This is a genomic window from Neorhizobium sp. S3-V5DH (assembly GCF_004343065.1).
Taxonomy (GTDB): domain Bacteria; phylum Pseudomonadota; class Alphaproteobacteria; order Rhizobiales; family Rhizobiaceae; genus Neorhizobium; species Neorhizobium huautlense.
In genome coordinates this window covers 25,776-50,670 of record NZ_SMCL01000016.1, presented here as the reverse complement: position 1 = coordinate 50,670, position 24,895 = coordinate 25,776, and the positions used below count along the sequence as shown (strand labels likewise).

Here is a 24,895-nt window from a genome sequence, read left to right as displayed (position 1 = left end):
GATCAGCCCCCATTCAGCGGATTAAGCTTCGCGAGGCGGCGGCTCTTGATCGCATAGGCGGCTTCGATCATGTCGGCATGGCCCTCCGTCTCGAGCACGGCCGGGGCGTCGAAGTCGTTCCAGATCTCTTCGACGCTGGCTTCGTCAGGAGCACTGTCGAGCGCAGTCTCGATTTCGTTCAGGAAGTCGCCGAGGATGAACTCCGATGCTTCGGAGGCTTCTTGCTCGGGTCCAACGTCAACGGTTTTGGCGGATGGCGGAGCCGGTGGCTTTGGAGGAACCGGAGGCTTCGATGCAGCCTTCACCGTCTCTGCTGCCGGCGTGACGTCGCGCATCTCCTCAATGTCGGCGATCTCGCGTGCCTCGAACTCGTCACGGATACCGCCAAGCACGTCGCCGAAGAGTTCGCGGAGGCAGTAGCCAGCCGCTCGCCAGGCCAGCATGCGCTTCGGGAAGCGGTACCAAGGTGCATCGTTTGGCACGTTGTCGCGCCAGACCTTCTGACCATTTTCCCATACCTGCTTCTTTACGACAGCGCGCTCGTCCCAGAGGCGCGCGCGAGTTGCGTCATCCTGACTGAACTCGACGCGCTTCTCTTCCCCGGTGTCGCTGCGCTTGGCTTCGCAGTAGCCTACAAGCTTGCCGCCGACCTCGTCGCAGCCGGTACGAAGGTACGCGACCCTGCCGGACATGCGGACGACATTGATAAGGCCGTCTCCGTAAAGCGCGGGCTTGCCGTTGATCACGGTGAAGCTCCGAAGGCTGACCATCGGCTTGAGGCCAAGCTCGGCGCCGGACATGATGGCGACCGCCACGGCAGCCGCGGCGTCGTCGCCGGTCAGCTTACCGACGAGTGCCGCCGGCGCGAGGCCAGAGGCAACGACGGCGCGGGATACCCGCATTGTCTCTTCGAAAGTCTGCGGGACTATGGCGATAACATTGCCGCCACCTGCAAGTGCTGGAACGTAAGCGTTCATGATGGGGCTCCTATCGATCGACGTCATCGAAGATCGATCGATTGCCCTTTTCATCGAGCATCGTCCGGTCTTCTGAGTATTTGCGCTGTCCGTTGGGGTACTTGGCGGCCTTCTCTTCGTCGGTGCGAAGGTCCTCGACCGCGCGGAGGATCAACTTCTCCGCTTTGTCAGAGGCGTCCTTAATCGCCACGACCTCGACCTTCGTCTCGCCTTTGGAAGTCGCGACATAGACGCGGTCGCCGACGTTCACCGTCAGGTCGGCCGGGATGAAGTAGTCATAGGTCTTGTCGTCCTTCTGCCACTTGAACTTGACAGCGGCGACGAGCAGGGGAGTTGCTTCGGACATCAGGCAGCCCTCTGCTCTTCGACGCGCTCGACGCCCGGCAGAGACTGCCCTGCTTTGATCGCGCGGTTCGCGAGTTGATCAATGACGGCCAGCAGATCTGGATGCTTCATCAGGACAAGAGCTGTGGCGGCGGCCTGATAATCATTCACGCGGGCGTTGACGAAAGTGCGAAGGGCGACACGTGCGCCGGTCCGGCCGGCGCTCGCGTTACGCGCCTGAGCTTCGCGCTCGGCATCCGCTGCCTGCTGTGCGAGGCGTTCAGCTTCGGCCACGCGGTTGTTGTGTTCGGCGATTGCCGCCGCGTCGGCTATCCCGTCGGCAACCTGTTTCGCGGCTGCCTTTTCGGCTGCAATCCGTGCTTCGTCCGCTTCTCGCGCAATCCGGTCGGCCTCCTCGCGAGCCTTGCGCTGGCGTTCCTGCTCCAAGCGCTGCTGCTCCTGCAGGTAAGCATCCATGTGACGCTTGAGCCGCTTGCTAAGGTCAGCCGGATCTTCCTTGAGGCCGCGCCACTTGTCGTCGATGCGCCGGCTCTCGTCGAGGCTCGGTTGCTTTTCGACTTTGTGAAGGTCGGTTGCCTTTTTGGCGATCGTCGCGAGCCGCTTGGACCAGATGGCCGCGCGATCGGCGTCGGCCTGCGTCGTGATCGGCTTTTTGAGGAAAGCAGCAACCTGCTCCTTCTCGGCTTCAAACTCGACCTGCAGCGCCTCGAACGGATCCGATGGGAGGTTGTGGCCGATGGCCGGAGCCTCCGGCTCATCATCCCAGCCGCCGCCGTCGATAGCCTTGTTATAGGCTTCATAGGAGATCGGGTTCCGGCAGCAGAACGTCCAGATCTCGGCAGCGTTGATCGCGCGCTCGCCGCGCATCGCGTGCCATTCGCCGTTCTCGAACCAGATCGCGACGGGCTCCCACGGCTTATCCTTGAACCGCGTGCGGTAGTATCCCTGCTGCGGGTCGCTGTCGTGGATCGGGCCGAAGTTGCCGGCAAGAGCGTCCTGCCACCATTTCCATGCATTATCGTTGGACATAGACATTCTCCTGGTTGGCGCGGGCCAGCTTTTTGCTCTCCGGCACGGCGATGAAGACGAATGAAAGGGAGATGAGGGCGAGCACGATGCAGAGGCTCGCGCCGTAGGTGAGGAGGGCCATACCCGCGCGGCGCTTTGCCTCGACGGTCTTGATCTTGAGATTGATCTCAGCGAGACGGGCGGAGGCCGATTGGCACTCGCCGGGATCGCAACAGCAGCCGTCAAAGGCGCGGGTTGTGCAATGGTCAGCCATTATTCAGCGGCCTCCAACAGCATGGCGTCTTCCGCCTCAGGAGCTTCGTCCTCAGTGGACCGCATCAGGATCTTCCACTCGGCAGCGCTCGGCACATCCATTTCAGCGCAGAGGCGGTCGAACTCTTCGCGCTCGCTTTCGGTAAAGAAGGCCACATCGACGAAGTTCTTCACGAGGAACCGGCGGCGCATGAAGGATACGAGCGTCCGCATCTCGCGGGTGTCGAAGTTGTGGGATGTGATTGCTGCGGTGTGCATCGCGGTCCTCATTCGTTGATGAGGTCAATGTAGGAAATTTCCTATATTCCTGTCAATAGGAAAAATCCTGCCGATAAGATTTTTCCGGACTCGGATAAATTGTTCTTGTTTTGTTCTGCAATCGGAGTCAGGCTAGAGGCCGCAACAAGAAAATCCCAACAGCGGAGAAGCCGTAATGATCACGTATTTCGTAGTGCAGAGCTTTACGCGGGGCAAAAGAGGCGCCTTGCTACCGGACATTCCCATCCAGGCGACTGACCAGGCGCACGCCTTTAGGATGCTCGATCGCTTGGCAGCTCAAAAGGCAGGCGTCGTCGCATTCAGCAGATCTGGAGATCCAGCGACGGGCGAATATACCGACGCAGTAATCCTCGGCACCTACGGAGACTTGCCAGACGAAGCGGCGGAAATGGCGGCTTAGCGAGCGTTATATTTCCCAACGACCCTATGACAAATCGACCATTCAACCCGGCTTTCGGTGAACTCCATGGCCGGGTTGTACTGCTTCAACCGCCATTCGCTGTCATTGAAAGACGTGAGGCGTTTGATGATTGCCTCTGCCTCATTGTGGGGAGGGACATGGAAAAGGACGACATCGCTATCGCGCGCCGGCGGCAGATGCGGATGCACAAGCGCCATGTCACCCGGCCAGTAAGCCGGCTCCATAGAGCTGCCGGTAAGTAGCACGCCATATGCGTCCCGGACACCTTCAAGGATCGCTGGGCGTTTCACCATCTCCACCGGATCAAAGGTGATAATCACGTGACCTTCGCCACCTTGTGCTGCAGCGAAGATTGGGAAATCCCGTGCGCCAACAAGCTCGCTACCCGGAGTGATGATCGGTTTGAATGCCGTCTGTCGGCCGCTGCTCGGTGCCGTCTGCGGACCTGGGCCGCGACTAATAATGTCACGGATTAACCGTTCGTCCCGCTCTTTTAGCTCACGAGGGGTTCCGCGCTCGACGAATTGCTGAACATAGGCGTGATTTTTCTTAATCGCCGCCGACAGGCCTTTGTAGTTAGTGATGCCAGCGTCCACGGCATCTTTGATCGCTTGCCTTAGCTCGTCCATGAAAATCCGATTGCAGATTCCTATTCTTACGTCCAATAGGTATTTTCCTCTTGCAAAGCAGGAAATTTCCTACTATCGATAGGGAATGAGCGAACTAGACGAATTCAAAAACACGATTGAGCAGTTCATCGAGAAGACCTCGATGACCCCGACCCAGTTCGGGAAGCGGTTTGCAAGCGATCCGCTTTTCGTCTTCCAGCTCCGCGAAGGGCGCGAGCCGCGCTCCGCCACGCGCCGCAAGGTGCTTGAGGCTCTGAAGTCTGCCGAGGTGGCTGCATGAGCACCGAAGGCCAGGTCCCCGAAGACACCGCTCGCGAGGCTGCAATCCGTGCTGTTGACGCGGCCCGGGAGGATTTTCTCCTCGCTAAGGTATCGGAAAACGACGCTCTTCTTAGGAGAGTTGCGATCAGCGTTGTTACTGGCGCTGTCCTTGCCGAGCGCGCCCGCATCGTGGCGCGCCTCCTCGAAGAGGCAGACCTCACGCCGTGCGGCGAAGACGCGATGGTCACCCGCTCCAATGCTTTCCTGATCAAAGCAGATTTTAGCTACGAAGAGGCTGAACGCCTCTCCGACAAGGAGGAGGCATAATCCATGTCTGACGCACACGGCGTAGCCCGCGACCAACTCCGCGCATTCGTCGAGCGCATCGAACGTCTCGAGGAAGAGAAGAAGACCATCGCTGACGACATCAAGGATGTTTACGGCGAGGCAAAATCGATGGGTTTCGATACCAAGATCTTGAAGAAGGTCATCGCGCTTCGAAAAAAGGATGAGCAGGAGCGGACGGAAGAGGAGATGATCCTCGACACCTATCTCCAAGCCCTCGGCATGATCCCTCAGTTCGAAATGTTCGACCGCGAAGAGGTGAGGCCAGCGTCCCGCGAACAGCGCCGCCGGCAGATCATGTCGGAAGACATGGCTGATCACAAAGCCCTCCTCGACGAGATGGCCGATGCTGGCCTGATCTCCGAGGAAGCGCGCCAAGAGAATAAGGTTCTCGCTGACGCTGTTGCCACCAAGTTCGGCAACGGCCCGGTCGGCGACGTCAATCCACGCCTCATCAAGCAGGTGGTCGATGGCATGCAGACCGAAGCCGGTCGCGCCGCGCTGACGGCTGCCGTCGATATCATGATCGCCCGCGAAGAGGCGGAAGAACAGAATGCACCAGAGAGGCCCTCTAATAACGACAAGCCATGCTCGAAGGTAGTTCCGCAAGACAATCCTTCCCCAGCCGGCACAGGGAGCGAGTTGCTTGCGGGTCGTGAGGGCCGCCACGAAGGGGAGGCGGTCTCGACCGGCCTCCCCACCAAATCCGAGATGGACCGTGCCACGGAAGGCTCCTTTGAGACCGGAAGTGAGGCAGCGGAAAAGGGGCGCGAGGCAATCCCGGCTGGGCCGGAAGGCGTTGACCTGAACCATGCTGGCGCCGGTGAAATCCCGGCAACTAATTCCACCGCTTCCGATCAACCTCTCGCAGGAGGCGATCATGTAACCGCTCATCCCGACAACGCCGCAACGGCCGATGGGCTCGTCAGGCATACCCCATCGGCCACCTTCATCCTTCGACCTAATTGCCTGCGGCCCGAGCGCTGCGCCGGTCATGGAACGAACCACTGCCACGCTTGCAAGGTCGCAGCGCGGGAAAGTGAGGCAGCATGAACACTCGTCTGTCCGCTGCAATTCAGAGCCGAAAAGCTCAGTTCCAACCTTACTCGACATGCCCGAAATGCGAACGCGTGCTGTCGATCGCGGAAGTGATCGAGCGCCATTGCGAACGGTGCGGGCAGACAGAGCCGCAGGAGGTGAGGGCGTCATGACGTGCAACTTCCAAGTCGGCCAGAAGGTCGTTTGCATCGAGAATTGGCACCTGAATGGCCGAGGGTATGGAGACGAGATCGGCCCCAAAAAGGGGGAGGTCTACACGATCAGGGACGTTGGGTTTTTGAGCCCTGTAGATCCTGAGATGGTCGTGGTGCGGCTTCAAGAAATACGCAATCAGGAGCGGCCTTATCGGCTGTGCGGTACGTTTGAACCGTGTTTCGACGCTAGCCAGTTCCGCCCGGTCGTCCAGCGCAAGACCTCCATCGAAATCTTCAAAACCATGTTGAACCCGGCTCGGGAAAGGGCATTCGCATGACATCGTTTCTCTACGGCGCCTTGGCTGGTGTCCTCGTCGGCGGCTTCGTCGGCTTCATCACCGCCGGTCTCGTTTTTGCTTCCAAGTCTGGGGCTCTCGCAAATCAGCGACGTGACGAAACGAGCCAGGCCGAACCTCAATTGGTCCGAGCCGCACGGCTCATGAATTGACGGGGCTACCCCTCCAGCCCGTCAACGCTCCGGGTCGTCCTCCTCCCTAGCGACCCGGAGCACTCTTAACCGGACAGCATCATTCGCAAGTCGCATGACGACAGCTTGAGTGACGGATCCGAGACTTTGAAACGAGGCTGGTGACGATGGCGGATCGCCACCAGCAGCAGGGCTAAGCGGCGGTTGTGCCCTGCGAAATGGAATAACGGTTGGCCCAGGCGGACCGGAGACGGCGGGCAAGAGCCCGGCAAGGCGCTTCCCGCCGTCTTTTTCATCATCTCTCCGGTGCATCTGAAAGCTCCCTTTGGACAAGGAGACAGATCGCACAGGGGCGCAGGAATGTACGGAAATAAGGATTCACGATCCGGAAATTCGGTTTCCGGATTCGGAAAGGGCAAGTCCGAGGAACAGATGACTAGCATCGCGTTACAAGAGGCTATCCGCTGGAACACCGAGCTCATGGACCGAGAGTTCCAGGGCCGCGGTGACAAGGACTATTTGATCAGGCACCGGCTCTCGCAGAAGACCGGCGTTCCTGAAAGCTATCTCTTTAGGCTTCAGCACAAGTCGAGGGGGATGAAGGATGTCGCGGGCGAATATTACAGGCGTCTAAAGCTCTACTACGACCGCGTCTGCGAAGTGAACGAGGAAGCAGCGGACCGCTACCGGTCCGAACGTCTGGGAACCAATCATGAAACGACTAACCAAAAGCCTGCTTCGGCGGGGCTGGGAATGGCTGTGCCTGCGGTGGGCAAAGCTAACCAGAAGAAAGCGTGAATAGATGAGATACGGGAGCGTTTGTTCGGGCATTGAGGCAGCAACCATGGCTTGGCGCAAGCTCGGGTGGACGCCGGAATTCTTCAGCGAGATCGAGGCTTTCCCGTCTGCGGTCCTCGCTCACCACTACGGTAGCAACATGCCAGGCGAGCCGCTGGCGAAGAACGGAATCCCCAACTATGGCGACTTCACGCAGATCGGCCCAGAAGCAGGACCTATTGACCTTCTGGTCGGAGGAACCCCTTGCCAGTCCTTTTCCGTCGCTGGAAAGCGTCTCGGACTGGATGATCCGCGCGGCAACCTCGCCCTCGAATATCTCGCCTTGGCTCGCCGCTTGCGCGCCCGTTGGATCGTCTGGGAAAACGTCCCCGGCGTCCTTTCCTCTCACACAGATGAAGAACAAGCAGAAGAGGACGTCGAAGGCGACGACGGGCTCGAAAGCGCCGACTTCGCCACGTTCCTCAGCTTCGTTCAAGAATGCGGGTATGGGTTCGCCTACCGGGTTCTTGACGCTCAATATATCCGAGTGGACGACTACGCTCGTGCCGTCCCACAGCGACGGCGCCGTGTCTTCCTTGTCGGATATCTTGGAGACTGGCGACGTGCCGCAGCGGTACTACTTGAGCCCGAAGGCATGCGCGGGGATTCTGCGCCGCGCCGAGAAGCGGGGAAAGGAGTTGCCGGAGCAATTACGGCAAGCGCTGGCCGCCGTGGCGGCACAGACGATCCGGAGCGCGGAAAGCTTGTAGCTGAGGCCTTCGGTGGCGGCAACACAAGCGGACCCATCGACGTATCGACGGCCCTGACGGCCCATGGTCAACGGCAAGATTTCGAAGTCGAGACCTTTGTTGCAGAAATCGCGGCGACTTTGCCGGCCGGCGGAAATTCGACCGGTGGAGAGCGGCAGCCAAGAATGGGAGCGGAGACAGCCGCAACTATGCTGGTTGCTCACGCGCTGCGCGGTGAAGGGTTCGACGCAAGCGAGGATGGAACCGGGCGAGGCACTCCTATCGTGCCGGTCAGCTTTGGTGGGCAGATGTCCACGCCAATGTGGGACTTCGACTTGTCTCAAACACTGCAGGAGAAGAATCCTCAGGCAGTAGCCTTTAGCGTCAGTCAGAACTCAAACGGTTTCGCCTGGGAAAGCGAGGTCAATCCGACGCTCCAAGCAAGGGCCCAGAGCGAAACGGCAAATCAGATTGACGGCGTCCGCCAAGGTTGGGCCGTCCGCCGCCTCATGCCCATCGAGTGCGAACGCCTCCAGGGATTCCCCGATAACTTCACCAACGTTCCATGGCGCGGCAAGGACACCGCACCTGATGGCCCTCGTTACAAAGCCCTCGGCAACTCCATGGCCGTCAATGCAATGCGGTGGATTGGTCAGCGCATCGACATCATGGAGAAACTGATCAAGGCGGGAAGGATTGCGGCATGACCGACCCCACCGAAATGATCGCTTGGCTCGACCGCCGCATTGCCTCCGCAATGACCTGGCTCGACGACCACGGGCGCGGCTCGAAGAAACCTCGCCCGATCGATCTCATTGAGCTCAAGGAATACGACATCGCCCGGTTCGAGGAGATCAAGGGCGCGTACCTCAAGGCGCTGAAGAAGCGCGAGGAGGCGGCATGATCCAGACCCGCTCACTTCTCGAAGGCCGTTGCACCATGCATGTAGGTGACTGCATCGAGGCGATGCGCGCCATGCCGGCGAACTCGGTCGACTGCGTCGTCACTTCCCCGCCGTATTGGGGTCTCCGCGATTATGGTGTTGCCGGCCAGATCGGGCTTGAGCGGACGCTTGGCGAGCACCTCGAAGTCATGGTCTCGGTGTTCCGTGAGGTCTGGCGCGTCCTCAAGCCCACAGGCACGCTCTGGCTCAACTACGGTGACTGCTACGCCGCCCAGCCGAATGGCAAAAGTGCAGCGGCCTACAAGGCAGACGGTACCGACGATCGCACATTCCGCGACAAGCCTTTCTCGACGGTCGGGCCTGTCTATGATCCGGACTACAATCGGACGCCGCGCGGACATTTCCAAGTCAGCGATCGCCAGAGCCGTGTCAAAACCGGTGGTCGCGTTGTCGCCGGCGGATATCTGAAGCCGAAAGACCTCTGCATGATCCCGAACCGCTTGGCGATCGCGCTGCAGGATGACGGTTGGTATGTCCGTTCTGAGATCGTTTGGCACAAACCTAACCCCATGCCGGAATCGGTCTACGATCGCCCGACATCATCGCACGAGAAGATCTGGCTGCTGACGAAGGGCGAGGATTACTTCTACGACCACGAGGCCATTCGTGAGCCTGTCTCCGGCACCGCCCACGCTCGTAAGCCGGGTCCGAACAGCCGCCAGAACGTCGATCGCGTTCCCGTCTCCAGAAAGATCAAGGTTCCCGGTGGATGGGATGTTGAGAAAGGCTCCCACGGCACCATCAATCGCAAAGGCCGCACGGAAGCAACATACAAGCTCGCTCCTGAGGGCGATCCTTATGTGAAGAGCAAGCAGTCTTTCCGAGATGGCACTTCCGACCTGACTGAAACGAAGAATGCCCGCAACGTCTGGACAATCGCACCGAAGGCTTTCCGCGAGGCTCACTTCGCCACCTTCCCGCCGGCGCTGGCCGAACGCTGCATGAAAGCTGGAACACCTAAGAGGATCTGCGCTTGCTGCGGCGCCCCGTCTGGGTGTGGCCCCATCTGCGAAGTCTTCGGTACCGAGCCTGGGATCGTCTTCGATCCCTTCGGAGGCGCTGGCACAGTGTCACTTGTCGCGGAGAAGCTCGGCCTTCGCAGCGTCATGATCGAGCTCAATCCTGAGTATGCCGATATCGCGGAGCGGAGGATCACCGGCGGACTCCCTGCCTCGATCGAGGAAGACGAGGTGGCGGCATGAACCCCCTCGAGCTCTTCCGCGCTGGTCACGACTACATCGCCATAGCGGCCTACTTCAGCACGACAGAACCGGTCATCGAAAAGGTGATCCACAAGCTTCGCCATGCGGAACGGATGACCGACCGACAGGCGGCCGCGCAGATCAAGCACGAACTTATGCGGTCCCTGGAAAAGAAGGCTCGCGACGCACGCATTCGCGCCGAACTGGCTGAAATCAGAGCGAGGCGAGCATGACAGAGCGCATGTCTGCCAAGCAGTACCGGGAAGAGATCGGTAAGCCAAAAGGCCGGAATAAGTTCGGAGCCAAAAAGACTGTCGTCGACGGCGTAACCTTCGATTCCAAGCGAGAGAGCGAGGTCTATTCGGACCTGCTGAACCTCCATCGTGCCGGCGAGATATCGGGCTTGGTTCGTCAGCGTGCTTTCAACCTGATTGTCGAAGGACAGATCATCGGACGCTATACGGCCGACTTTGCCTTCATAGACCACCGGGAAGACGGCAGGTTTCGCGTCGTCGATGTGAAGGGCGTCATCACCCGTGACTTCCGGCGCGTCCAGAAGATCATCAAGGCAATCTACAACATCGATGTGGAAGTCATAAAATGAAAAACAAACTTCCAGATGAGACGACGCTCAACCAACTGCTTGTCTATTCGCCGGACGATGGGCTTCTGTTTTGGCGCCAGAGACCTCGTTCTATGTTCTCATCGCAGCAGGCATTCAGCAGTTGGAATGCTAGAAAAGCTGGCAAGGAAGCCCTCACGTGCATCAATAGTGCCGGATATAAATCGGGTATTCTTCTCGGGAAGGCCGTCCTCGCTCACCGCGTCATCTGGAAGATGGTGACCGGTTACGACCCGGATGAAATCGACCACATCAGTGGCGACAGGACCAACAATCGATTCATCAATCTTCGCGACGTTTCCAAGTTCGACAACCAGAAGAACTGCAAGCTCAGAGCGGATAATACCAGTGGCGTGCCAGGCGTGGCGTGGAACAAGAGAGACCAGCGGTGGGTGGCGTTCGGTCGCTTGCGGGGGAAGAGGATATCCATCGGGACATTCGTCGAACGTGCCGACGCCATAGCCGCTCGGCAGGCGTGGCAATCATCCGTTGGTTTCCATGCAAACCATGGGAGGAACGGCGGCCATGAGTAACCGCGCCTGGATGCCACTCCACATTGCTGACTATCTGTCCGACACCGGGCACCTAACGGCCGCTGAACATGGGGCATACCTGCTGCTTATCATGCATTACTGGCAGAACGGGAGCCTGCCAGAGAATGAGCGCGTTATTGCCCGCATCGCCAAACTGTCGCCGGAGCAATGGGATGAAAGCCGCGACATCCTTGCTATGTTGTTTGGCCCAGGCTGGACGCACAAGCGCGTTGATGCCGAGCTTTCTAAAGCGGATGATATCATCGAAAAGCGGCGTGCGGCCGCAGAGGCCCGGTTCGCAAAAGGGAAGAAGCAACCTGTTGATGCAAATGCGATGCATGTGCAAAGCAAATGCATTGATACGGGCGTGCCACCGACAACCTCTGACCTATCCTCACTTCGTTCGGATCAAATTGAAAAAGAAACGCGCGAGCGCGACGAATTCTCGGTTTGGTTCAATGATTGGCCTTCGGCTGCCAGCGACGACGATGATGTAGCGTTCGCTGCATGGCGGGACCTGAGCCCGGAAGACCGCTCCGAAGCCATGGCGAAGTCCGCAGCTTATGTCGAGGCTGCCAAGGGCGGCGGTCGAACCGCGATCTGCTCGGCAGCCAAATATCTCCGCAAGCGTATGTGGACCCGCCTCGGCAAGATCAAACCCGCATCAACCGCGCCTCCAAAGCCGAACGGCCTTGCTCACCTGCAGAAACCGCAGAGCCGAGCCGAATACCTAGCTCAAGAATTGGAACGATCCGAGAGGAGCTTCAGAAGATGATCGTAACTGCCAGAGAGTTCACGTCAGGAGCGGAATGATGCCAAAGCTCGTATGGACCGAAGATAGGCTGGCCGAAGCCTCGGCTATGTGGAAGGGCGGCACATTGACCGCCGACATGGCCGAACACTTTGGCACAACCGAAGATTCCATCAGCAATCTCGCCGGCAGCCGGCGTGATCTTTTCCCGCACCGGAAGAACTATTTCCGCCGAGCAGCCGCACCCGTCCGGAGCGAGAAGCCGCGGACTGAGGTTCTTCCATCCTATCCCGACCGCGTGATGCGGAGAACAGCCGCCGGAGCATTGGTGACCCTTCCGCGCGTCGTTTTCATCGACGGGCCATACACGGGAGCCGCGGAATGAGCTACCGCCGCGCTGACTTCGACACCGTCGCTCCTCTCATGCCTTTCGACAAGACCGCAAGCATGGTCACCGGAAAGGGAGAGCATTTCGAATGGTCCCCATCGAACCTGCAAAAGGTTCATTCAACCGATCCGATCAGGACCCGAGCGCCAAACCGAGACGAGCTGCAAAAGCCTTCCTTCACAGATCTGACTGGCAAGAAGATCGGCAGGTTTACGGTGCTGGGCATCGCGGCCGACGTCGTCACGACCAACGGCCAGAACTGGGTCGTCCGCTGCGTTTGCGGGGCATATGAGACGCGGAAATCGCGCTTCATCAAGAAATGCGTGGCCGGTGACAATCCAGGCGAACAGGAGCCCATGTGCGATGCCTGCGGGTATACCCGACGTCTCCAGATGGGCCGGTGGCATCCGAAGAAGGCGGCTGCAGCTGCAGAGGCAATTCAAAACCACATGCGATAACCGAGCGGCGGCTCGACAGCGAGGAATGAAGATGGCGGATACACATTGGTACGCGGTGCGGGCGGTCCCAGGATCTCAGCGTATGGCAACAATCCTGGAGCCGGCGAATGATGAGACTGAAGAGGAGAGATTACAGCGAGAGCGGCGGAAAGGCGAAAGCGTCATCGAGCGTAACCTCCGAAACGAGAACATCGATGTCTATATGCCGTCCTTCTGGACCATCACGCAGCACCAGCGGACGAATAAGATGCGGGAGAAGCGTTTCCCGCTCCTCGTGGGTTATGTCTTCGTCAACATCCACCAGCGCGATTTCGAGAAGGTGAGGGGTGTCGAGGGTGTCATGTGCTTCATGCGACCGTCCCCGGACCGTGGGCCGATCGCCTTCCGCGACACGGACATCGGAAGTCTCATGTTCGCTGACTTCCAGAAGCAGCAGGAATGGGAACGCGAGCGTGAGGAGCGGCTGATCGAGGCGCACTCATATCGTCGGAACGCGCTCAACAAACGTCTCGGCTTGGTATTCCCAAAAGGCAGACGAAAGAACATTCCGCTCCGCGCCATGGCAGAAGCAGCAATAAACGATCTGGCGCCGGCCAGCCGTCAACAGGTTTTAGCGATTCTCGCGGAATTACAGGCTATGGACAAAGAAATGGAGGCTTGCCGAGAAAGTTCGATGTCTCTATATTCGGCAGCGTGATTTGGTGTAGCAGTCGGACCTTCCTATGAGGAAAGGGAATACTCGACGGCCAAGCTGGAAGAAAATCCAACTTCCACCCAAAGGAGAAATGCGCCTTGGGAAATCATAGCATTCCTATGCATTGGCGATACTGCGGTACCAAGAATCCAGACAAGTTCCTCCTTGAGACAGCGTTCCGGTTCGTCACCGAGTTTATCGGTGACGTTCATCGTGATGACGGGTTCAAGAAGAAGGTAGTCAGGCTGCCGGGTAGCAAGATATCCCCCAGCAGAGCACGGCCTGGCGCCGGGGAAATGTGGATCAAGCTGTTTTCTGAATATCAGGGCGATGAATGCATCATCTTCCCATTCTCGACAGCCGCCACCCCTCGCGGAGCCGTGACTTTCAATTTCAAGCAAATGGAAGCCCACCGCGCCATGTGCTTGAAGGTCAACAAACTGCCGGCAGATCCGACGATGATGGCACTGCATAAGTGCGGCAACGGCCACCTTGGTTGCTGCACACCCAATCACCTCTATTGGGGCGACGGGTCCAGCAACGCGAAGGACGCGCATCGGCACAGAATAGAGGGCAAGCCCTCGTGCGAGCGGTCAAACCCGCTTCGTCGCACCAAAGTAGCATAGGCCGCCTTCAGGGCGGCTTTTCTCTTTCCAGAATCGGGCGGCCTCCCGTTGCAATAATACGGTCTGGCGAGGATCGGCCTGATGGCCAAAGGGACGGCTGTTGACCAGGCAGAACCCTGCGGCCCACCTCTTTACGCAGGCAGGGCAAACGGTAAGCCACGCGGCTCATAACCGCGAGATAGTCGGTTCAATTCCGGCGCCTGCAACCAAATACCAGGGGAAGCCGACGCGCCCCGAACTCATGGAGCGCTGGATACGCAACCAGCGCCGTCGGCCAAGCCGGGAGGGTAGCCCGGCATCAGTTCACCAGCGCCGGCACACACCCCGGCTTACCTCCATACCGTCTCCGGCAATTCGGGTGCGAGGGACAACGATAGCCGGCAGGCATTGACGCCTCTACGACGATGCGAGGGTCACAAGCCTGATAGCGAGGCGCGGAACGGGTCAACATACCGGTCTACGGCGTGGAGTGGGGGAGCCCCAGCCTCGAAGTTTCGGCCCCGTCAGCAATGGCGGGGCTTTCTCTCTTCAAAGGCGGATGCTTGTTATGGCGTCGGCGAAGCGCGCCTTGGCTTTCTCCGCAACAATCGCCCGGCGCTCTTTGGGGAGACTGTAATAATTAGTCTTCTCCATCGCTGCCGACCCGTCTTCCAGCACCTTCGCAAGGAAAGCTTTGGGGTCAGTTTGGGTTTTGGCGATAGCTTGTAAAGCGGTCATCGCCAACGTGTTAAGGGAAGCCAGTTCGGCGATCAGGTCTTCGATAGCTTCGTCATCCATTTCATCGTCCCTGAGGTTAACCCATGCCAGTCCTAAAGAACCCACGGCATGAAACGTTCGCGCAAGAGCTCGCCAAAGGCAAGACAGCAGACGAAGCGTATCGGCTCGCAGGCTTTAAACCAAACCGCGGAAATGCTGCGACGCTAAAGCAGAAACAAAGCATTTCAAACCGGGTGACCGAGCTTTTGGAATGGGAGCAGACGGTAGAGCGAAAAGCTACCGAAAAGGCGATCGAGAAGCTCGCCATCACGAAAGAGCGGGTTCTCGCTGAACTCGCCAAGATCGGGTTCGCCGACATCCGCAAGGCCATCAAGTGGCAAGGCACGCTTGTAACCGAGGAAGACAACCCGGATGGCGGTGATGTCCTCGTGATCAAGAATGTCGTGACGAACAATGTACAGCTCATTTCGAGCGACGAGATCGACGACGACACGGCCGGGGCGATTGCCGAGATTAGCCAGAACTCGACCGGCGGGATAAAGCTCAAGCTTCACGACAAGAAGGGCGCGCTGGTCGACATCGGCAAGCACCTTGGCATGTTCGTCGAGAAGCACGAGCACTCAGGCCCTAACGGCGGACCAATCCAGACAGAGACGAGGACATGGCGCGAGGTGCTGCGGCAAGAGACGAAGGGCTGATTGCTGCCGCAACCCTAACCAACCCGGCGCTGTTCGATTTCTGGGAAAAGGTCTTCTTCGGAGAGAACGACATCGCCGTCCTTCATGGCGGCCGGTCGAGCTCCAAGACCAGGGACACAGCTTGCCAGTTGGTCCGGTTGGTCGATCATGTCCGCGTCAAGATGCGCGTCATGTGCATCCGACGGTTCCAGAACCGCATTCAGGAATCGGTTTACACTGAACTGAAGTGGGCGATCAGCCACCTTGGCCTGACAGATGCCTTCGACGTCCAGAAGACGACGATCATCCACATCGCCACCGGTGCGGAGTTCATATTCTACGGCATCGAGCGCAACCTTGAGGAAATCAAGGGCACCTCAGATATCGACATTCTCTGGGTGGAAGAGGCAGAAAAGCTTACCGAGGAGCAGTGGTCAGTCATCGCGCCGACAATCCGCAAGGAAGACAGTCTCGCGATCCTGCTGTTCAACCCGAAGTTCGTCACCGACTACGTCTGGAAGAACTTCGTCATCAACACGCCACCTCACTGCGTGGTGCATCAGATCAACTATACGGAGAACCCGTTCCTTTCCGAGAAGGCGAAGCGCGACATCGCAGCGATGCAAGAGCGCGACCCGGAGATGTTCGAACACATCTATGGCGGCGTGCCTCTCGGAGACAGCGAGCTATCGATCTTCAAGCGCCGTTGGCTCGAAGCCTGTGTGGATGCTCACAAGGTCCTGAAGATCGAGCTGACCGGCCGGAACATCATTGGCTTCGACCCTGCCGACGACGGCGAGGACAAGAGTGCGACGGCCGACAAGATCGACGGCGTCTTCACTGACGCTGAAGACTGGTCATCCGGCAAGGATCAGTTGGTGCAAAACGCCAAGCGCGTTTGGGCGAAGGCCAAGAACGCCGGCGCGACGGTCTCTTACGACACGATCGGCGTGGGTGCGTTTGTCGGCGGCTACATCGACGAGCAGAATGAAGAGAACGGCGCAAGCGTCGAGCACTTCGCATTCCATGCCGGCGGCGGGGTCATGGATCCTGACAAGCCGAGCGATGCGCTGAACGACAACAGCCCGCTGAACAAGGACGAGTATCTGAACCTGAAGGCGCAGGCCTGGGCCAACACAGCCCGCAAGGCGATGCTCACGTTCAATGCCGTGACGCGCGGCCAATCGATCAAGCCTGAGGACGTGCTCTCATTCTCGTCGGAAATGGGCAAGGAAAAGCTCGAAGCTCTCTTCACTGAGCTTTGCGTGCCGTGGTGGGTTGAGACGGAAGGCAAGAAGCGCGTCGTCCCGAAACTGAAGCTCAAGAAGGACTTGGGCGTGAAGTCGCACAACCTCGCTGATGCGGTGATTGCGGCCGACAACGTCAATATCGACGTAGGTCCGACCGTGGCGATGTTCCTGAGGAAGAAGCACCGATGAACAACGTTGTCCGCTTCGTCGGGAACCGAGCCTATCGCAGCATCTATTCGATGTTCGGCGGCATTTTCGCAGGGACAAACGCGAAGCACGATCATTCCAAGGATTTCGGTTATCCCGACGTCCTGACGTTCGAGCAGCTTCACCGGATGTACATGCGAAATGGTATTGCCGCGGCTGGCGTCAACAAGACCGTCGGCAAGACCTGGCAGGACAACCCTTTCCTGTTGGAGAAGGAGAGGGACGGGTCGCAGACAGGCGAAGACGAGGAAACGACGCTCGAGGCGGAAATCCGCCAGCGTTTCGACGATCTGCGCCTCTGGGCGCGGTTTGCCGAAGCCGATCGCAGGTCAATGGTCGGCTGCTATGCGGGTGTTATCCTCCGTTTCGCCGACGGAAAGCCCTTTAATGAACCAGTCGATCGGGTGAATGGTGGCCTCGACGGCTTGATCGAGGTAATCCCCGTTTGGGAAGGGCAGTTGCAGGTAAGCGAGTGGGATACGGACCAAACGTCCGAGACCTACGGCGAGCCGACGATGTTCCAGTTCAACGAGGCTGCCGTCGGTAACTCCAAGCAGCCCCGTAGCATCATGATCCATCCGGACCGCATGATCATCTGGTCGCACGACGGGACCGTTAACTGCACGTCGGCTCTTGAGCCTGGCTACAACTCCCTCGTCGACCTGGAGAAGGTGAGGGGCGCCGGCGGCGAAGGCTTCTGGAAGAACGCCAAGTCTGCACCTGTCCTTGAGATGGATAAGGAAGCTGATCCCAAGAAGATGGCAACCGCCATGGGGATCAAGGTTGAAGATCTGGCCGACAAGATGAACGACCAGGTGGCCGATTATAACGCCGGCTTCGACCAGCTTCTTATGCTGATGGGAATGACGGCAAAGCCTCTGCCCGTCACGCTTCCGTCGCCAGAGCACTTTTTCGCGGTGGCCCTGCAGGACTTCGCCGCATCGATCAACATGCCGGTGAAGATCCTCGTCGGGATGCAAACCGGCGAGCGCGCCAGCAAGGAAGACGCCGACGAGTGGGCGCAGACCAATATGTCGCGCCGCGCGAACCAGACGATCCCGAACATCATGTCGTTTGTGAAGCGGCTGGAACGGGTCGGCATCCTGCCAGAAATGGACTGGTATCTCGATTGGGCTGACCTGACCGAAGCCTCGATGTCCGAGAAGATCGAGCGCGCCAACAAGATGGCCGACACCAACCAGAAGATGGGCAACACCCTCTACGTCTTCACTGATGACGAGATCCGTGCGGCTGTCGGCTACGAGCCGCTGAGCGAGGCCGATAAATACCGCGACGACCTTAGTGAAGAAGAGCAGGGCGCCGCAGCAGGCAAAACGCCGCCGACCCAAGAGGATTGATCAATCATGCCCCAGGTGCGTGTGAACGTCAGGACACTGGCGAACATCAAGGCTGTCCGAAAGGAAAAGCGCAACGGCCGGGACGTGGTCATCGTCCCTAGCGCTACCCTGCCGGACAACGTCGTCATGAACGACATCATGTACCCCGCCGACGAGATCGAAAAGGGCTACATCACCCTCAACCGGACGCCGGCACCCCTCGGCCATCCGACCATCAATGGCAAATTCGTCTCCGCCCGCGATCCGGAAGGCATCAATATCGGCTGGATTGGCGCGTGGAACGAAAACCTGCGCCGCGAGAAGGGCCGCGTCTTCCTCGACAAGGTGATCGACGTCGAGCGCGCCAATCAATCCGAGGGTGGCAAGGCTGTCCTGGCTGCCATCGAGAAGGGTGAGCCTATCCACACCTCGACCGGGCTCCTCTGCAATCTGGAAGCTGCCAACGGCGACGTTCCTTACAAGCACATCGCTCGCAACATCGAGTTCGACCACGACGCAATCCTCCTCGACGAGGAAGGCGCAGCAACGCCCAAGCAGGGTGTCGGCATGCTGGTCAACGCCAAAGGCGAGCAGGAAGAAATCAAGGTCATCAACTCCTCACTCACTGAGGACATCGACCGCGAGATCGATTGGGCGGGCTCCCGCCTCGTCGAAGCTCTCAAGCGCCGTGAATCGGTCGGCACATGGGAGAAAATGAAAGCCGCGATATTGGAAGCCCTTGGCTTTTCCGAGCGGGAACCCTCCACGAACACAAAGGAACTCGACATGACTGTTGAAGAACAGCTCAAGGCGCTTTCCGCGAAGGTTGACGCCCTCTCGGAAGCAAAGCCGAGCGAGGCGATGAACAAGACCATCGCTGACGCCGTAACCGCAGCGGTGAACGCGGCCGTCAAGCCGCTCACCGACGCTCATGCCGCCCTGGTCGCCAACCAGAAGGCCAAGGACGACGCCGAGCATGCAGATCTGGTGGCCAAGGTCGTCAAGGCGAACTTGCTCGACGAGGCAACTGCCAAAGAGACCCCGCTGAACACTCTGCGTGCTCTCGCCGCGAAAGCTGAGCCGGGAAAGGCTGCGCCTCTCAATTCCGGCGGCTTCCGCCCGAAAAGCAATGAGGGTGGCTTCAAGCTCCCCAAGGCAGAGGAGAAGTAATCCATGGCTCGCTATAACAAGATCTTCGCGGGCCCGGTCTCGGAGACCCTTCCGCAGGTCCAGGAGCGCCTCTGCGCTGCGACGATCCTGCCGGGCACCGCACTGGTCGAATCCGGTTCGAGCTTCGCTCAGGCCGGCGCCAATGCCCTGACCAAGGTCTACATCGCCCAGGACAACTACCTGGCGATGAAGGGCGTTGATGACGCTTGGCCGGCCAACGATCGCATTATCGGCATGGAAATGCTCGACGAGCAGTTCTTTAACGTTCGCGTCCCGACCGGCACCAACGTCGCCCGGGGCTCGCAACTCACCACCTCCGCCGCCGGCAAGTTCGTTCTCGCGACCACTGGTCAGAGAGTGATCATGATCGCCGAGGAGGCCTACAACAACACGTCCGGTTCGGACCAGCTTGTGCGAGCGCGCGTTGCTCGTAACCAGCTTGCAGCGGCGTAAGGGGGAAACCAGATGCGCTACTTTGACGAACAGCTCGTCGCCAACTCCCGACCGCATGCTGAATGGTGGGAAGACGTATCCATGAACCGTGAGCACTTCCATCAGGTGGAAGAGCACATGGCTTCCTTGGCCAACGCTGCCGCTGTCCTTCCTCGCGATGCCTGGATCGACATCGACAGCATCACCCGCCGCGTCCTTCGCGATGACGAGGGTGAGGTCTACATGCGCGACCTGATGGCGCTCGCTCGCCCGATCAACATCGGCAAGCTCGTCAGCATGACCCGCGTGGCGTCCGACTCCTCGAACCCGGTCATCCGGTCCATGTCGGGCCAGACGCCGGTCCCGATGGATAAGGTCGTCTATGCCTACCGTGGCACGCCCATTCCGATCTTCCAGGACGGCTATGGCCGGGAATGGCGCGAGTGGAACACTCTCCAGTCCGAGAACTTCGATGCTCTGGCTGACGACGAGGAAGCCGCAAACGCCAAGATCCGCAAGGATCAGGCCGATTATGTCCTCAATGGCGATTCCTCGATCGTCTTCCAGGGCTATACTGGCACCGGCATTCGCAGCAACCCGCTCGCAAAGACCATCAACATCGGTGCTTCTGGTGCGAACATCGATCTCACCTCGCCGGCAACGACGTCCGATGCTATCGATACGTTCTTCACCCAGACGCTCGGTGCGATGCTCGACGCGAACCTGATCACCGGCAAGGTGAACATCTACGTGTCGCCGGAGATCGGGAGAAACCTCGATCGGTCGTATTCCGGCGCCAACGGGTTCAAGGGCGGGACGCTCCTGCAGTACCTGCTCACGAACCGCCGCATCAACAAGATCGAAGTGACATTCAAGCTCTCGGGCAACGAGTTCTTCGGCTTTGTTCCGTCGGCCGAGTTCATCCGTCCCATCATCGGCATGGCAGTGAACACGACTGCCATCCCGCGTCTGTATCCGACGGCGAACTACCAGTTCCTGAAGATGGGCGCGATGGGTCTGGACATCCGGGCCGACTACAACGGCAAGTCCGGCGTCTTCTACTCCACCAACACCTGATGATGCGCCTCGCCTTCGGGCGGGGCACACCAATCGCAACAGGAGAACGATCCGATGAAGATTCGTTTGAAAGCGCCGGCAGGTCTCACCTCTACCGGCATCTACGGCAAGAACGGCGAAGAGATGCCGGTCGGCCACGAAATGGAAGTCAAGGAAGAGCCGAAGGGCTGGGCCGGCCGATACGATATCCTTTCGGGGGGCAAGTCCGAGGCAAAGTCAGAAACGAAGACCGAAACCAAGACCGCCGTCACCAATCCGGCGCCTACGCCTGAGACCGGCTATGCCGTCAAGGACAAGGGCGGCAGCTGGTTCGTCATCACCAAGGACGGCGAGGAGGTCACGAAGAGCTTCCGCAAAGCTGACCTTGAGGGCTTCGAAGAGATGAGCGACGAGGACAAAGGCGCCTTCGTCGACCTTCACAAGAAGGACGCCTAAGTCATGGCAGGGTACGGCAGCGATGGAGCATTTGAGACTTGGTTGACCGATAACGGCTACACCTTGCCTGTCAATGCGCCGTCGCCTGCCGTCCTTCGCCAGCGTGGCAGCCAATACATTGACGCGGTCTATGGTGACCGCTTCGTCGGGTTCATTGCCTCGCACAGTCAGGAGCGCCAATGGCCGCGCACCGGCGCGATTGTAAGCGGTCAGGCCATCCCAGATAACGTGATCCCCGTTGCGGTCGAGCACGCATCCTATTTCGCGGGCTACCAGGAGGCATTGAAGCCCGGGAGCCTATCGGTCGTTGGCACCTCGTCGAGCGCGGTCAAGCGCGTGAAGGTCGGCCAGATTGAAAAGGAATACCAGACGGCCAAGAGCGACGACGGCACGGCCGGTTCGATCACGCCTCTCATTTCGATCGTGGACGGCATGCTTGCGCCGTACCTCGAAGACGAAGATCTCGTTTGCTTCGGCATCTGGTCGGTAGGCTGCTGAGATGGCGACCTTTGACTATGCCGAAATGCAGGCAGTCGCCGACGAGCTGATAACCGAGTTCGGCCAAGCTGGCACGGTAACGCGCATTACTCCTCCCGATCCGGTAGAAGGTGGAGAGCCAACCGAAACCGCTCATCCGGCCACGCTCGTGCCGATGACCTACGACCAGCGGTACATAGACGGAACGAACATCACGACGGCCGATCGGCAGATTTACATTTCCTCGGTCGGCCTCGCAATTGAGCCGACGGTCGGCGACATCATCACGGCCGGCGGCAAGACGTTCCATGTGATCGCCGGCGACCCGAACAACTACGACCGCGTGACGAACGTCGTTTTCATCGTCCAAGGAAGGATTGCGTGATGAGCAAGAAGGTCAAAGTCGAAGTCGCCGTCCCGTTCGAGCGCTACAAGATCGGCGACACGCCCTCCCTCGCGCCGCAGAAGGCCGCTGCCCTTGAAAAGCAGGGCCTGGTGAAGCCTGCGACCAAGACTGCTGAGAAGCAGATTGCCAAGGCAGCCGCACCAAGTGCTGTGTAATGGCTACTCCAGACCACGCCGCTGAGATGGATCGGACACGTCTCCACATCGTCGAGGCTGTCCGAGACCTGTCTGACGTCCTACCCTCCATCGTAGCGAAAGGCGTCAAAGTCGAGATCGAGTTCTCGTTCTTCCGGCACGTCGGCTCGGTTACCAAGACCGACAGCGTGTCGGTGATCTTCTCCAAGGACGAAGTATGACCTTCGACGAACTGCTCGCCACATATGAGCCCAAGCTTGCCGCGGCGTTCCGCGAAAGCATCGAGGCCATCAAGTCGAGCGTCGTCTTGCGAACGGTAACAGAGGCGTTGGACCGTGGCGATGTAGCCGCAGCCATTCGCGCCATCCAGATCGAACCGGAAGCCTTCACGGCTCTCGAACTGGCTTTGCAGGAGGTTTTCAACGCTGGCGGCGTGAGCGCCGTGCAAAGCCTTCCGCAGCTTGTCGCTCAAGATGGCACGCGGGTGATCTTTCAGTTCGGTGTGCGCAATCTCATGGCTGAAACCATGCTGCGGACCATCTCTTCCTCCATGGTCGCCAATATCGTCGAGGACCAGCGCGAAGGTCTTCGCATCGCCTTCGAGGCGGGGCTTGCTCGCGGGCAAAACCCGACGCGCACGGCCTTGGATGTCGTCGGCCGCCTGTCGAGGATCACAGGACGACGGGAAGGCGGGCTTATCGGCCTGACGGCGCCACAGATCGAGTTGATCGAGAAATATCGCGATCGTCTGCTGATGGGCGACGTCGACGGCATGAAGGCTTATCTCGAATTGAAGACGCGGGATCGGCGCTTCGACAGGACCGTTGCCAAAGCCATTCGGGAGGGCAAGCCTGTTCCGGCCGACATGGTCGACAAGATCGTCGCCCGTCTCTCCGATCGCAATCTCCTCCTCCGCGGGAAGACGATTGCTCTGGAGGAAACCCGTACGGCGCTGTCCTCTGTTCGAGACGTGGCCATCCGCCAGCAGATCGAGGCTGGCAAGATCCAGGCGCAGGACGTAACAAAACACTGGCTGCATTCCGGCTCCGAGCATCCCCGCATGCAGCATGTTGAGATGGCGGCACGGTATAAGGCTGAAGGGGTTCCACTCGATCAACCATTCATCGCCGGCGATGGCACATTGCTGATGTATCCGCATGCCCCAGAAGTGCCGGCGCGCCATAAGATCGGCTGTAAGTGTCGGCTTGAGTATCGGATCAACTACATCGCCGCCGGCCTCCGTCGATATCGCGCGCGAGCAGCCTGATGGCCAAGCTTTCATTTTCAGCCAAGATCGCGGCATTTGCGGAAAAGGTGCCTGAAGCTTTCGAGGCTGTGTTCAAGGAGAGCACGCAGGAAGTCGTTCGGGAGATGCAGACGCTGACCCGCGAGGGTGGCCGGATGCGATATGACACCGGGTTCCTGTGGGCCTCTCTGATGGCGTCCACGTCGGCTATGCCTCGGATAAACCCGAATGCGTACCCTGCCGAAGGTGGCTCCTATGCATTTGACTTCGGCCAGGTTGAAGCAGTGATTGCCGGAGCGGATGTCTCGGACACCCTTTATTTTGGGTACACGGCGGCCTATGCGGCTTACAGGGAGTTTGGCGCCCGTGGGCAGCCTCCGGATGCTTTCGTGCGTTCAGCGGCGCAGAACTGGGACGTAATCGTCAATCGGAACGCGAAGAGGGTTCAGCAGGCGTATGGTCTGTGATGCCCTCCATCTTCATCATCATGGTCATCTGAAGAGTGAATAGGGCCAGGCGAGCTGCCTTTAGGGTGTTGTTGCCGTATTCGGTCGCGCCCGATTCCTTGGCCAGCATGATCCACGCGTCGTTGAGAAGCGAGTGGATTTCGCGGTCAGTGAGTAGCGGCTTTTCGGACATCACCAAGGGGTAACACATGCGCCTTTCATCAGACAAGGACGATGCTGGCTATGCCGCATGGTGCCATCTCAATGGCGATGGCAAGGTAGCGAGGGTCTTCCTCGACGGCATCCCTCAGAAGGACGCCACCATGGCCGATGACGAAATCGGTGAAGTCCGGCGCTGTGTTCGCACTGCCGAAGGCAACCTTGCCGTGGGGCATGACGAGATCCTGATGGAGACCGTAAAGGGCGAAGTCCGCATCGTGATCGAGGACCTAACGTAATGCCCTTAGGCGTGGAAGCAAACATCTTTCGGGCATTGTCCGATCGGCTGCAGACGCTTGTGTTCACGCCCGCGCTGTCGATCGCCTGGCCGAATATCCCGTTTCCGGCCGCCGGTCAGCAGATGCCGAATTCATACATCGAGGTGATCTACCTCCCGAACCGAACCAACACGCGAACGCTCGCCAACAGCGGGCACCAGCAGCATCGGGGCATCTTCCAAGTGTCGCTGCACATGAACAAAGCGGCGAATACCGGCATGCGGGTGCCGCTTGAGAAGGCAGACCAGATCGTCGCGCACTTCCCGCTTGGTCTGGTGCTCCATGAGAGCGGTATCAAGGTGAAGATCTACCGCAAGCCCTACCAAATCCCCCAGCCCCCGCGCGACGGATGGCTGACCGTCCCCGTGACGATTGAGTACGAAGCCTACGCTTAAAGGAGAGCGA

At 59.1% G+C, this 24,895-nt stretch carries 40 protein-coding genes, 1 tRNA gene and 1 pseudogene; 34 read left to right on the top strand and 8 right to left on the bottom strand.

Going from position 1 to position 24,895, the window contains the following annotated elements; all coding sequences use genetic code 11:
- Positions 1-2 precede the first annotated feature (2 nt).
- From EDE09_RS19875 to EDE09_RS19855, 5 genes are read right to left on the bottom strand one after another with little or no spacing between them, the layout of a single operon-like run.
- Positions 3-977, bottom strand: coding sequence for a recombinase RecT (locus tag EDE09_RS19875; protein WP_132412559.1), 975 nt, complete (start codon positions 975-977; stop codon positions 3-5).
- A gap of 10 nt (positions 978-987) precedes the next feature.
- A complete protein-coding gene (locus tag EDE09_RS19870; RefSeq protein WP_132412557.1) occupies positions 988-1,323 on the bottom strand; it encodes a hypothetical protein in 336 nt (111 codons plus the stop codon).
- Positions 1,323-2,351: a hypothetical protein gene (locus EDE09_RS19865; RefSeq protein ID WP_132412555.1), complete on the bottom strand. Its 1,029-nt coding sequence runs from the start codon at positions 2,349-2,351 to the stop codon at positions 1,323-1,325. The genes EDE09_RS19870 and EDE09_RS19865 overlap by 1 nt, the downstream gene beginning before the upstream one ends.
- A complete protein-coding gene (locus EDE09_RS19860; RefSeq protein WP_132412553.1) occupies positions 2,338-2,604 on the bottom strand; it encodes a hypothetical protein in 267 nt (88 codons plus the stop codon). The genes EDE09_RS19865 and EDE09_RS19860 overlap by 14 nt, the downstream gene beginning before the upstream one ends.
- The gene (locus EDE09_RS19855; protein ID WP_132412551.1) at positions 2,604-2,861 is read right to left on the bottom strand and encodes a hypothetical protein; all 258 of its coding nucleotides are present in this window, start codon (positions 2,859-2,861) and stop codon (positions 2,604-2,606) included. The genes EDE09_RS19860 and EDE09_RS19855 overlap by 1 nt, the downstream gene beginning before the upstream one ends.
- Before the next feature lie 175 nt (positions 2,862-3,036).
- Here EDE09_RS19855 and EDE09_RS19850 point away from each other — a divergent pair, with 175 nt between their 5' ends.
- Positions 3,037-3,282, top strand: coding sequence for a hypothetical protein (locus EDE09_RS19850; protein WP_132412549.1), 246 nt, complete (start codon positions 3,037-3,039; stop codon positions 3,280-3,282).
- Here the strand turns inward: EDE09_RS19850 and EDE09_RS19845 are convergent.
- Complete coding sequence (locus EDE09_RS19845; RefSeq protein ID WP_132412547.1) at positions 3,279-3,932, bottom strand: S24 family peptidase; 654 nt, start codon at positions 3,930-3,932, stop codon at positions 3,279-3,281. The genes EDE09_RS19850 and EDE09_RS19845 overlap by 4 nt on opposite strands.
- Before the next feature lie 85 nt (positions 3,933-4,017).
- Between EDE09_RS19845 and EDE09_RS19840 the strand changes: the two genes are divergently transcribed.
- From EDE09_RS19840 to EDE09_RS19760, 18 genes and pseudogenes are all read left to right on the top strand, one after another.
- The gene (locus EDE09_RS19840; RefSeq protein WP_132412545.1) at positions 4,018-4,212 is read left to right on the top strand and encodes a hypothetical protein; all 195 of its coding nucleotides are present in this window, start codon (positions 4,018-4,020) and stop codon (positions 4,210-4,212) included.
- Positions 4,209-4,520, top strand: coding sequence for a hypothetical protein (locus tag EDE09_RS19835; RefSeq protein WP_132412543.1), 312 nt, complete (start codon positions 4,209-4,211; stop codon positions 4,518-4,520). The genes EDE09_RS19840 and EDE09_RS19835 overlap by 4 nt, the downstream gene beginning before the upstream one ends.
- Positions 4,521-4,523: 3 nt before the next feature.
- A pseudogene (locus EDE09_RS19830) lies at positions 4,524-4,766 on the top strand (DUF2312 domain-containing protein); the annotation flags it as partial.
- 979 nt (positions 4,767-5,745) lie between these two features.
- A complete protein-coding gene (locus tag EDE09_RS19825) occupies positions 5,746-6,069 on the top strand; it encodes a hypothetical protein (protein WP_132412541.1) in 324 nt (107 codons plus the stop codon).
- Entirely contained in the window at positions 6,066-6,239 is a 174-nt protein-coding gene (locus tag EDE09_RS28290; RefSeq protein WP_165924239.1) for a hypothetical protein, read from the top strand. The genes EDE09_RS19825 and EDE09_RS28290 overlap by 4 nt, the downstream gene beginning before the upstream one ends.
- Positions 6,240-6,578: 339 nt before the next feature.
- Entirely contained in the window at positions 6,579-7,016 is a 438-nt protein-coding gene (locus EDE09_RS19820; RefSeq protein WP_132412539.1) for a hypothetical protein, read from the top strand.
- 4 nt (positions 7,017-7,020) lie between these two features.
- Positions 7,021-8,451, top strand: coding sequence for a DNA cytosine methyltransferase (locus EDE09_RS19815; RefSeq protein ID WP_132412537.1), 1,431 nt, complete (start codon positions 7,021-7,023; stop codon positions 8,449-8,451).
- Complete coding sequence (locus tag EDE09_RS19810; RefSeq protein ID WP_132412535.1) at positions 8,448-8,648, top strand: hypothetical protein; 201 nt, start codon at positions 8,448-8,450, stop codon at positions 8,646-8,648. The genes EDE09_RS19815 and EDE09_RS19810 overlap by 4 nt, the downstream gene beginning before the upstream one ends.
- The gene (locus EDE09_RS19805; RefSeq protein WP_132412533.1) at positions 8,645-9,910 is read left to right on the top strand and encodes a site-specific DNA-methyltransferase; all 1,266 of its coding nucleotides are present in this window, start codon (positions 8,645-8,647) and stop codon (positions 9,908-9,910) included. Before EDE09_RS19810 ends, EDE09_RS19805 begins: the two co-directional genes overlap by 4 nt.
- The gene (locus tag EDE09_RS19800) at positions 9,907-10,143 is read left to right on the top strand and encodes a hypothetical protein (RefSeq protein WP_132412531.1); all 237 of its coding nucleotides are present in this window, start codon (positions 9,907-9,909) and stop codon (positions 10,141-10,143) included. Before EDE09_RS19805 ends, EDE09_RS19800 begins: the two co-directional genes overlap by 4 nt.
- A complete protein-coding gene (locus EDE09_RS19795; RefSeq protein ID WP_132412529.1) occupies positions 10,140-10,514 on the top strand; it encodes a DUF1064 domain-containing protein in 375 nt (124 codons plus the stop codon). Before EDE09_RS19800 ends, EDE09_RS19795 begins: the two co-directional genes overlap by 4 nt.
- Positions 10,511-11,065 carry an HNH endonuclease gene (locus EDE09_RS19790; protein ID WP_132412527.1) on the top strand — a complete coding sequence of 185 codons (555 nt, stop codon included), beginning with the start codon at positions 10,511-10,513 and terminating at the stop codon, positions 11,063-11,065. Before EDE09_RS19795 ends, EDE09_RS19790 begins: the two co-directional genes overlap by 4 nt.
- Positions 11,058-11,840, top strand: a complete 783-nt coding sequence (locus tag EDE09_RS19785; protein WP_132412525.1) for a YdaU family protein — start codon at positions 11,058-11,060, stop codon at positions 11,838-11,840. The genes EDE09_RS19790 and EDE09_RS19785 overlap by 8 nt, the downstream gene beginning before the upstream one ends.
- Positions 11,841-11,877: 37 nt before the next feature.
- Positions 11,878-12,201, top strand: coding sequence for a GcrA cell cycle regulator (locus tag EDE09_RS19780; protein WP_132412523.1), 324 nt, complete (start codon positions 11,878-11,880; stop codon positions 12,199-12,201).
- Positions 12,198-12,662 carry a hypothetical protein gene (locus EDE09_RS19775; protein WP_132412521.1) on the top strand — a complete coding sequence of 155 codons (465 nt, stop codon included), beginning with the start codon at positions 12,198-12,200 and terminating at the stop codon, positions 12,660-12,662. Before EDE09_RS19780 ends, EDE09_RS19775 begins: the two co-directional genes overlap by 4 nt.
- 82 nt (positions 12,663-12,744) lie before the next feature.
- Positions 12,745-13,359, top strand: a complete 615-nt coding sequence (locus EDE09_RS19770) for a transcription termination/antitermination NusG family protein (protein WP_245505206.1) — start codon at positions 12,745-12,747, stop codon at positions 13,357-13,359.
- Positions 13,360-13,454: 95 nt separating this feature from the next.
- On the top strand, positions 13,455-13,982 hold the full coding sequence (locus tag EDE09_RS19765) for a hypothetical protein (RefSeq protein ID WP_132412517.1): 528 nt from the start codon (positions 13,455-13,457) through the stop codon (positions 13,980-13,982).
- Between the two features lie 134 nt (positions 13,983-14,116).
- Positions 14,117-14,191, top strand: a tRNA-Ile gene (locus EDE09_RS19760).
- 319 nt (positions 14,192-14,510) lie between these two features.
- On the opposite strand, the gene EDE09_RS19755 is transcribed toward EDE09_RS19760, so the two are convergent.
- Positions 14,511-14,759 carry a hypothetical protein gene (locus tag EDE09_RS19755; RefSeq protein WP_132412515.1) on the bottom strand — a complete coding sequence of 83 codons (249 nt, stop codon included), beginning with the start codon at positions 14,757-14,759 and terminating at the stop codon, positions 14,511-14,513.
- A 23-nt stretch (positions 14,760-14,782) separates the two neighbouring features.
- Here EDE09_RS19755 and EDE09_RS19750 point away from each other — a divergent pair, with 23 nt between their 5' ends.
- Genes EDE09_RS19750 through EDE09_RS19695 form a run of 13 tightly spaced genes read left to right on the top strand, consistent with a single transcriptional unit; the run spans position 14,783 to position 24,014 of the window.
- Entirely contained in the window at positions 14,783-15,397 is a 615-nt protein-coding gene (locus EDE09_RS19750; protein ID WP_132412513.1) for a terminase small subunit, read from the top strand.
- Positions 15,361-16,815 (top strand): PBSX family phage terminase large subunit, encoded by a 1,455-nt coding sequence (locus tag EDE09_RS19745; protein ID WP_132412511.1) that lies wholly within the window; start codon positions 15,361-15,363, stop codon positions 16,813-16,815. The genes EDE09_RS19750 and EDE09_RS19745 overlap by 37 nt, the downstream gene beginning before the upstream one ends.
- Complete coding sequence (locus EDE09_RS19740) at positions 16,812-18,191, top strand: phage portal protein (protein WP_132412509.1); 1,380 nt, start codon at positions 16,812-16,814, stop codon at positions 18,189-18,191. The genes EDE09_RS19745 and EDE09_RS19740 overlap by 4 nt, the downstream gene beginning before the upstream one ends.
- 6 nt (positions 18,192-18,197) lie before the next feature.
- Positions 18,198-19,340, top strand: coding sequence for a hypothetical protein (locus tag EDE09_RS19735; RefSeq protein WP_132412507.1), 1,143 nt, complete (start codon positions 18,198-18,200; stop codon positions 19,338-19,340).
- 3 nt (positions 19,341-19,343) lie between these two features.
- Positions 19,344-19,793, top strand: a complete 450-nt coding sequence (locus EDE09_RS19730; RefSeq protein WP_132412505.1) for a hypothetical protein — start codon at positions 19,344-19,346, stop codon at positions 19,791-19,793.
- Positions 19,794-19,805: 12 nt separating this feature from the next.
- The gene (locus EDE09_RS19725) at positions 19,806-20,849 is read left to right on the top strand and encodes a major capsid protein (RefSeq protein ID WP_132412503.1); all 1,044 of its coding nucleotides are present in this window, start codon (positions 19,806-19,808) and stop codon (positions 20,847-20,849) included.
- Positions 20,850-20,903: 54 nt separating this feature from the next.
- Positions 20,904-21,284: a hypothetical protein gene (locus EDE09_RS19720; RefSeq protein ID WP_132412501.1), complete on the top strand. Its 381-nt coding sequence runs from the start codon at positions 20,904-20,906 to the stop codon at positions 21,282-21,284.
- 3 nt (positions 21,285-21,287) lie between these two features.
- Positions 21,288-21,782, top strand: coding sequence for a DnaT-like ssDNA-binding protein (locus EDE09_RS19715; RefSeq protein ID WP_132412499.1), 495 nt, complete (start codon positions 21,288-21,290; stop codon positions 21,780-21,782).
- A gap of 1 nt (position 21,783) precedes the next feature.
- The gene (locus EDE09_RS19710) at positions 21,784-22,146 is read left to right on the top strand and encodes a hypothetical protein (RefSeq protein ID WP_132412497.1); all 363 of its coding nucleotides are present in this window, start codon (positions 21,784-21,786) and stop codon (positions 22,144-22,146) included.
- Positions 22,146-22,322, top strand: coding sequence for a hypothetical protein (locus tag EDE09_RS28285; protein WP_165924238.1), 177 nt, complete (start codon positions 22,146-22,148; stop codon positions 22,320-22,322). Before EDE09_RS19710 ends, EDE09_RS28285 begins: the two co-directional genes overlap by 1 nt.
- The gene (locus EDE09_RS19705) at positions 22,322-22,522 is read left to right on the top strand and encodes a hypothetical protein (RefSeq protein ID WP_132412495.1); all 201 of its coding nucleotides are present in this window, start codon (positions 22,322-22,324) and stop codon (positions 22,520-22,522) included. The genes EDE09_RS28285 and EDE09_RS19705 overlap by 1 nt, the downstream gene beginning before the upstream one ends.
- On the top strand, positions 22,519-23,568 hold the full coding sequence (locus EDE09_RS19700; protein WP_132412493.1) for a head morphogenesis protein: 1,050 nt from the start codon (positions 22,519-22,521) through the stop codon (positions 23,566-23,568). Before EDE09_RS19705 ends, EDE09_RS19700 begins: the two co-directional genes overlap by 4 nt.
- The gene (locus tag EDE09_RS19695; protein WP_132412491.1) at positions 23,568-24,014 is read left to right on the top strand and encodes an HK97 gp10 family phage protein; all 447 of its coding nucleotides are present in this window, start codon (positions 23,568-23,570) and stop codon (positions 24,012-24,014) included. Before EDE09_RS19700 ends, EDE09_RS19695 begins: the two co-directional genes overlap by 1 nt.
- Here EDE09_RS19695 and EDE09_RS19690 read toward each other — a convergent pair.
- Positions 23,971-24,204 (bottom strand): hypothetical protein, encoded by a 234-nt coding sequence (locus EDE09_RS19690; protein ID WP_132412489.1) that lies wholly within the window; start codon positions 24,202-24,204, stop codon positions 23,971-23,973. The genes EDE09_RS19695 and EDE09_RS19690 overlap by 44 nt on opposite strands.
- Here EDE09_RS19690 and EDE09_RS19685 point away from each other — a divergent pair.
- Positions 24,203-24,451 carry a hypothetical protein gene (locus EDE09_RS19685; protein ID WP_132412487.1) on the top strand — a complete coding sequence of 83 codons (249 nt, stop codon included), beginning with the start codon at positions 24,203-24,205 and terminating at the stop codon, positions 24,449-24,451. The two genes, EDE09_RS19690 and EDE09_RS19685, sit on opposite strands and share 2 nt — an antisense overlap.
- Positions 24,451-24,885 carry a phage tail terminator-like protein gene (locus tag EDE09_RS19680; RefSeq protein WP_132412485.1) on the top strand — a complete coding sequence of 145 codons (435 nt, stop codon included), beginning with the start codon at positions 24,451-24,453 and terminating at the stop codon, positions 24,883-24,885. The genes EDE09_RS19685 and EDE09_RS19680 overlap by 1 nt, the downstream gene beginning before the upstream one ends.
- Positions 24,886-24,895 lie beyond the last annotated feature (10 nt).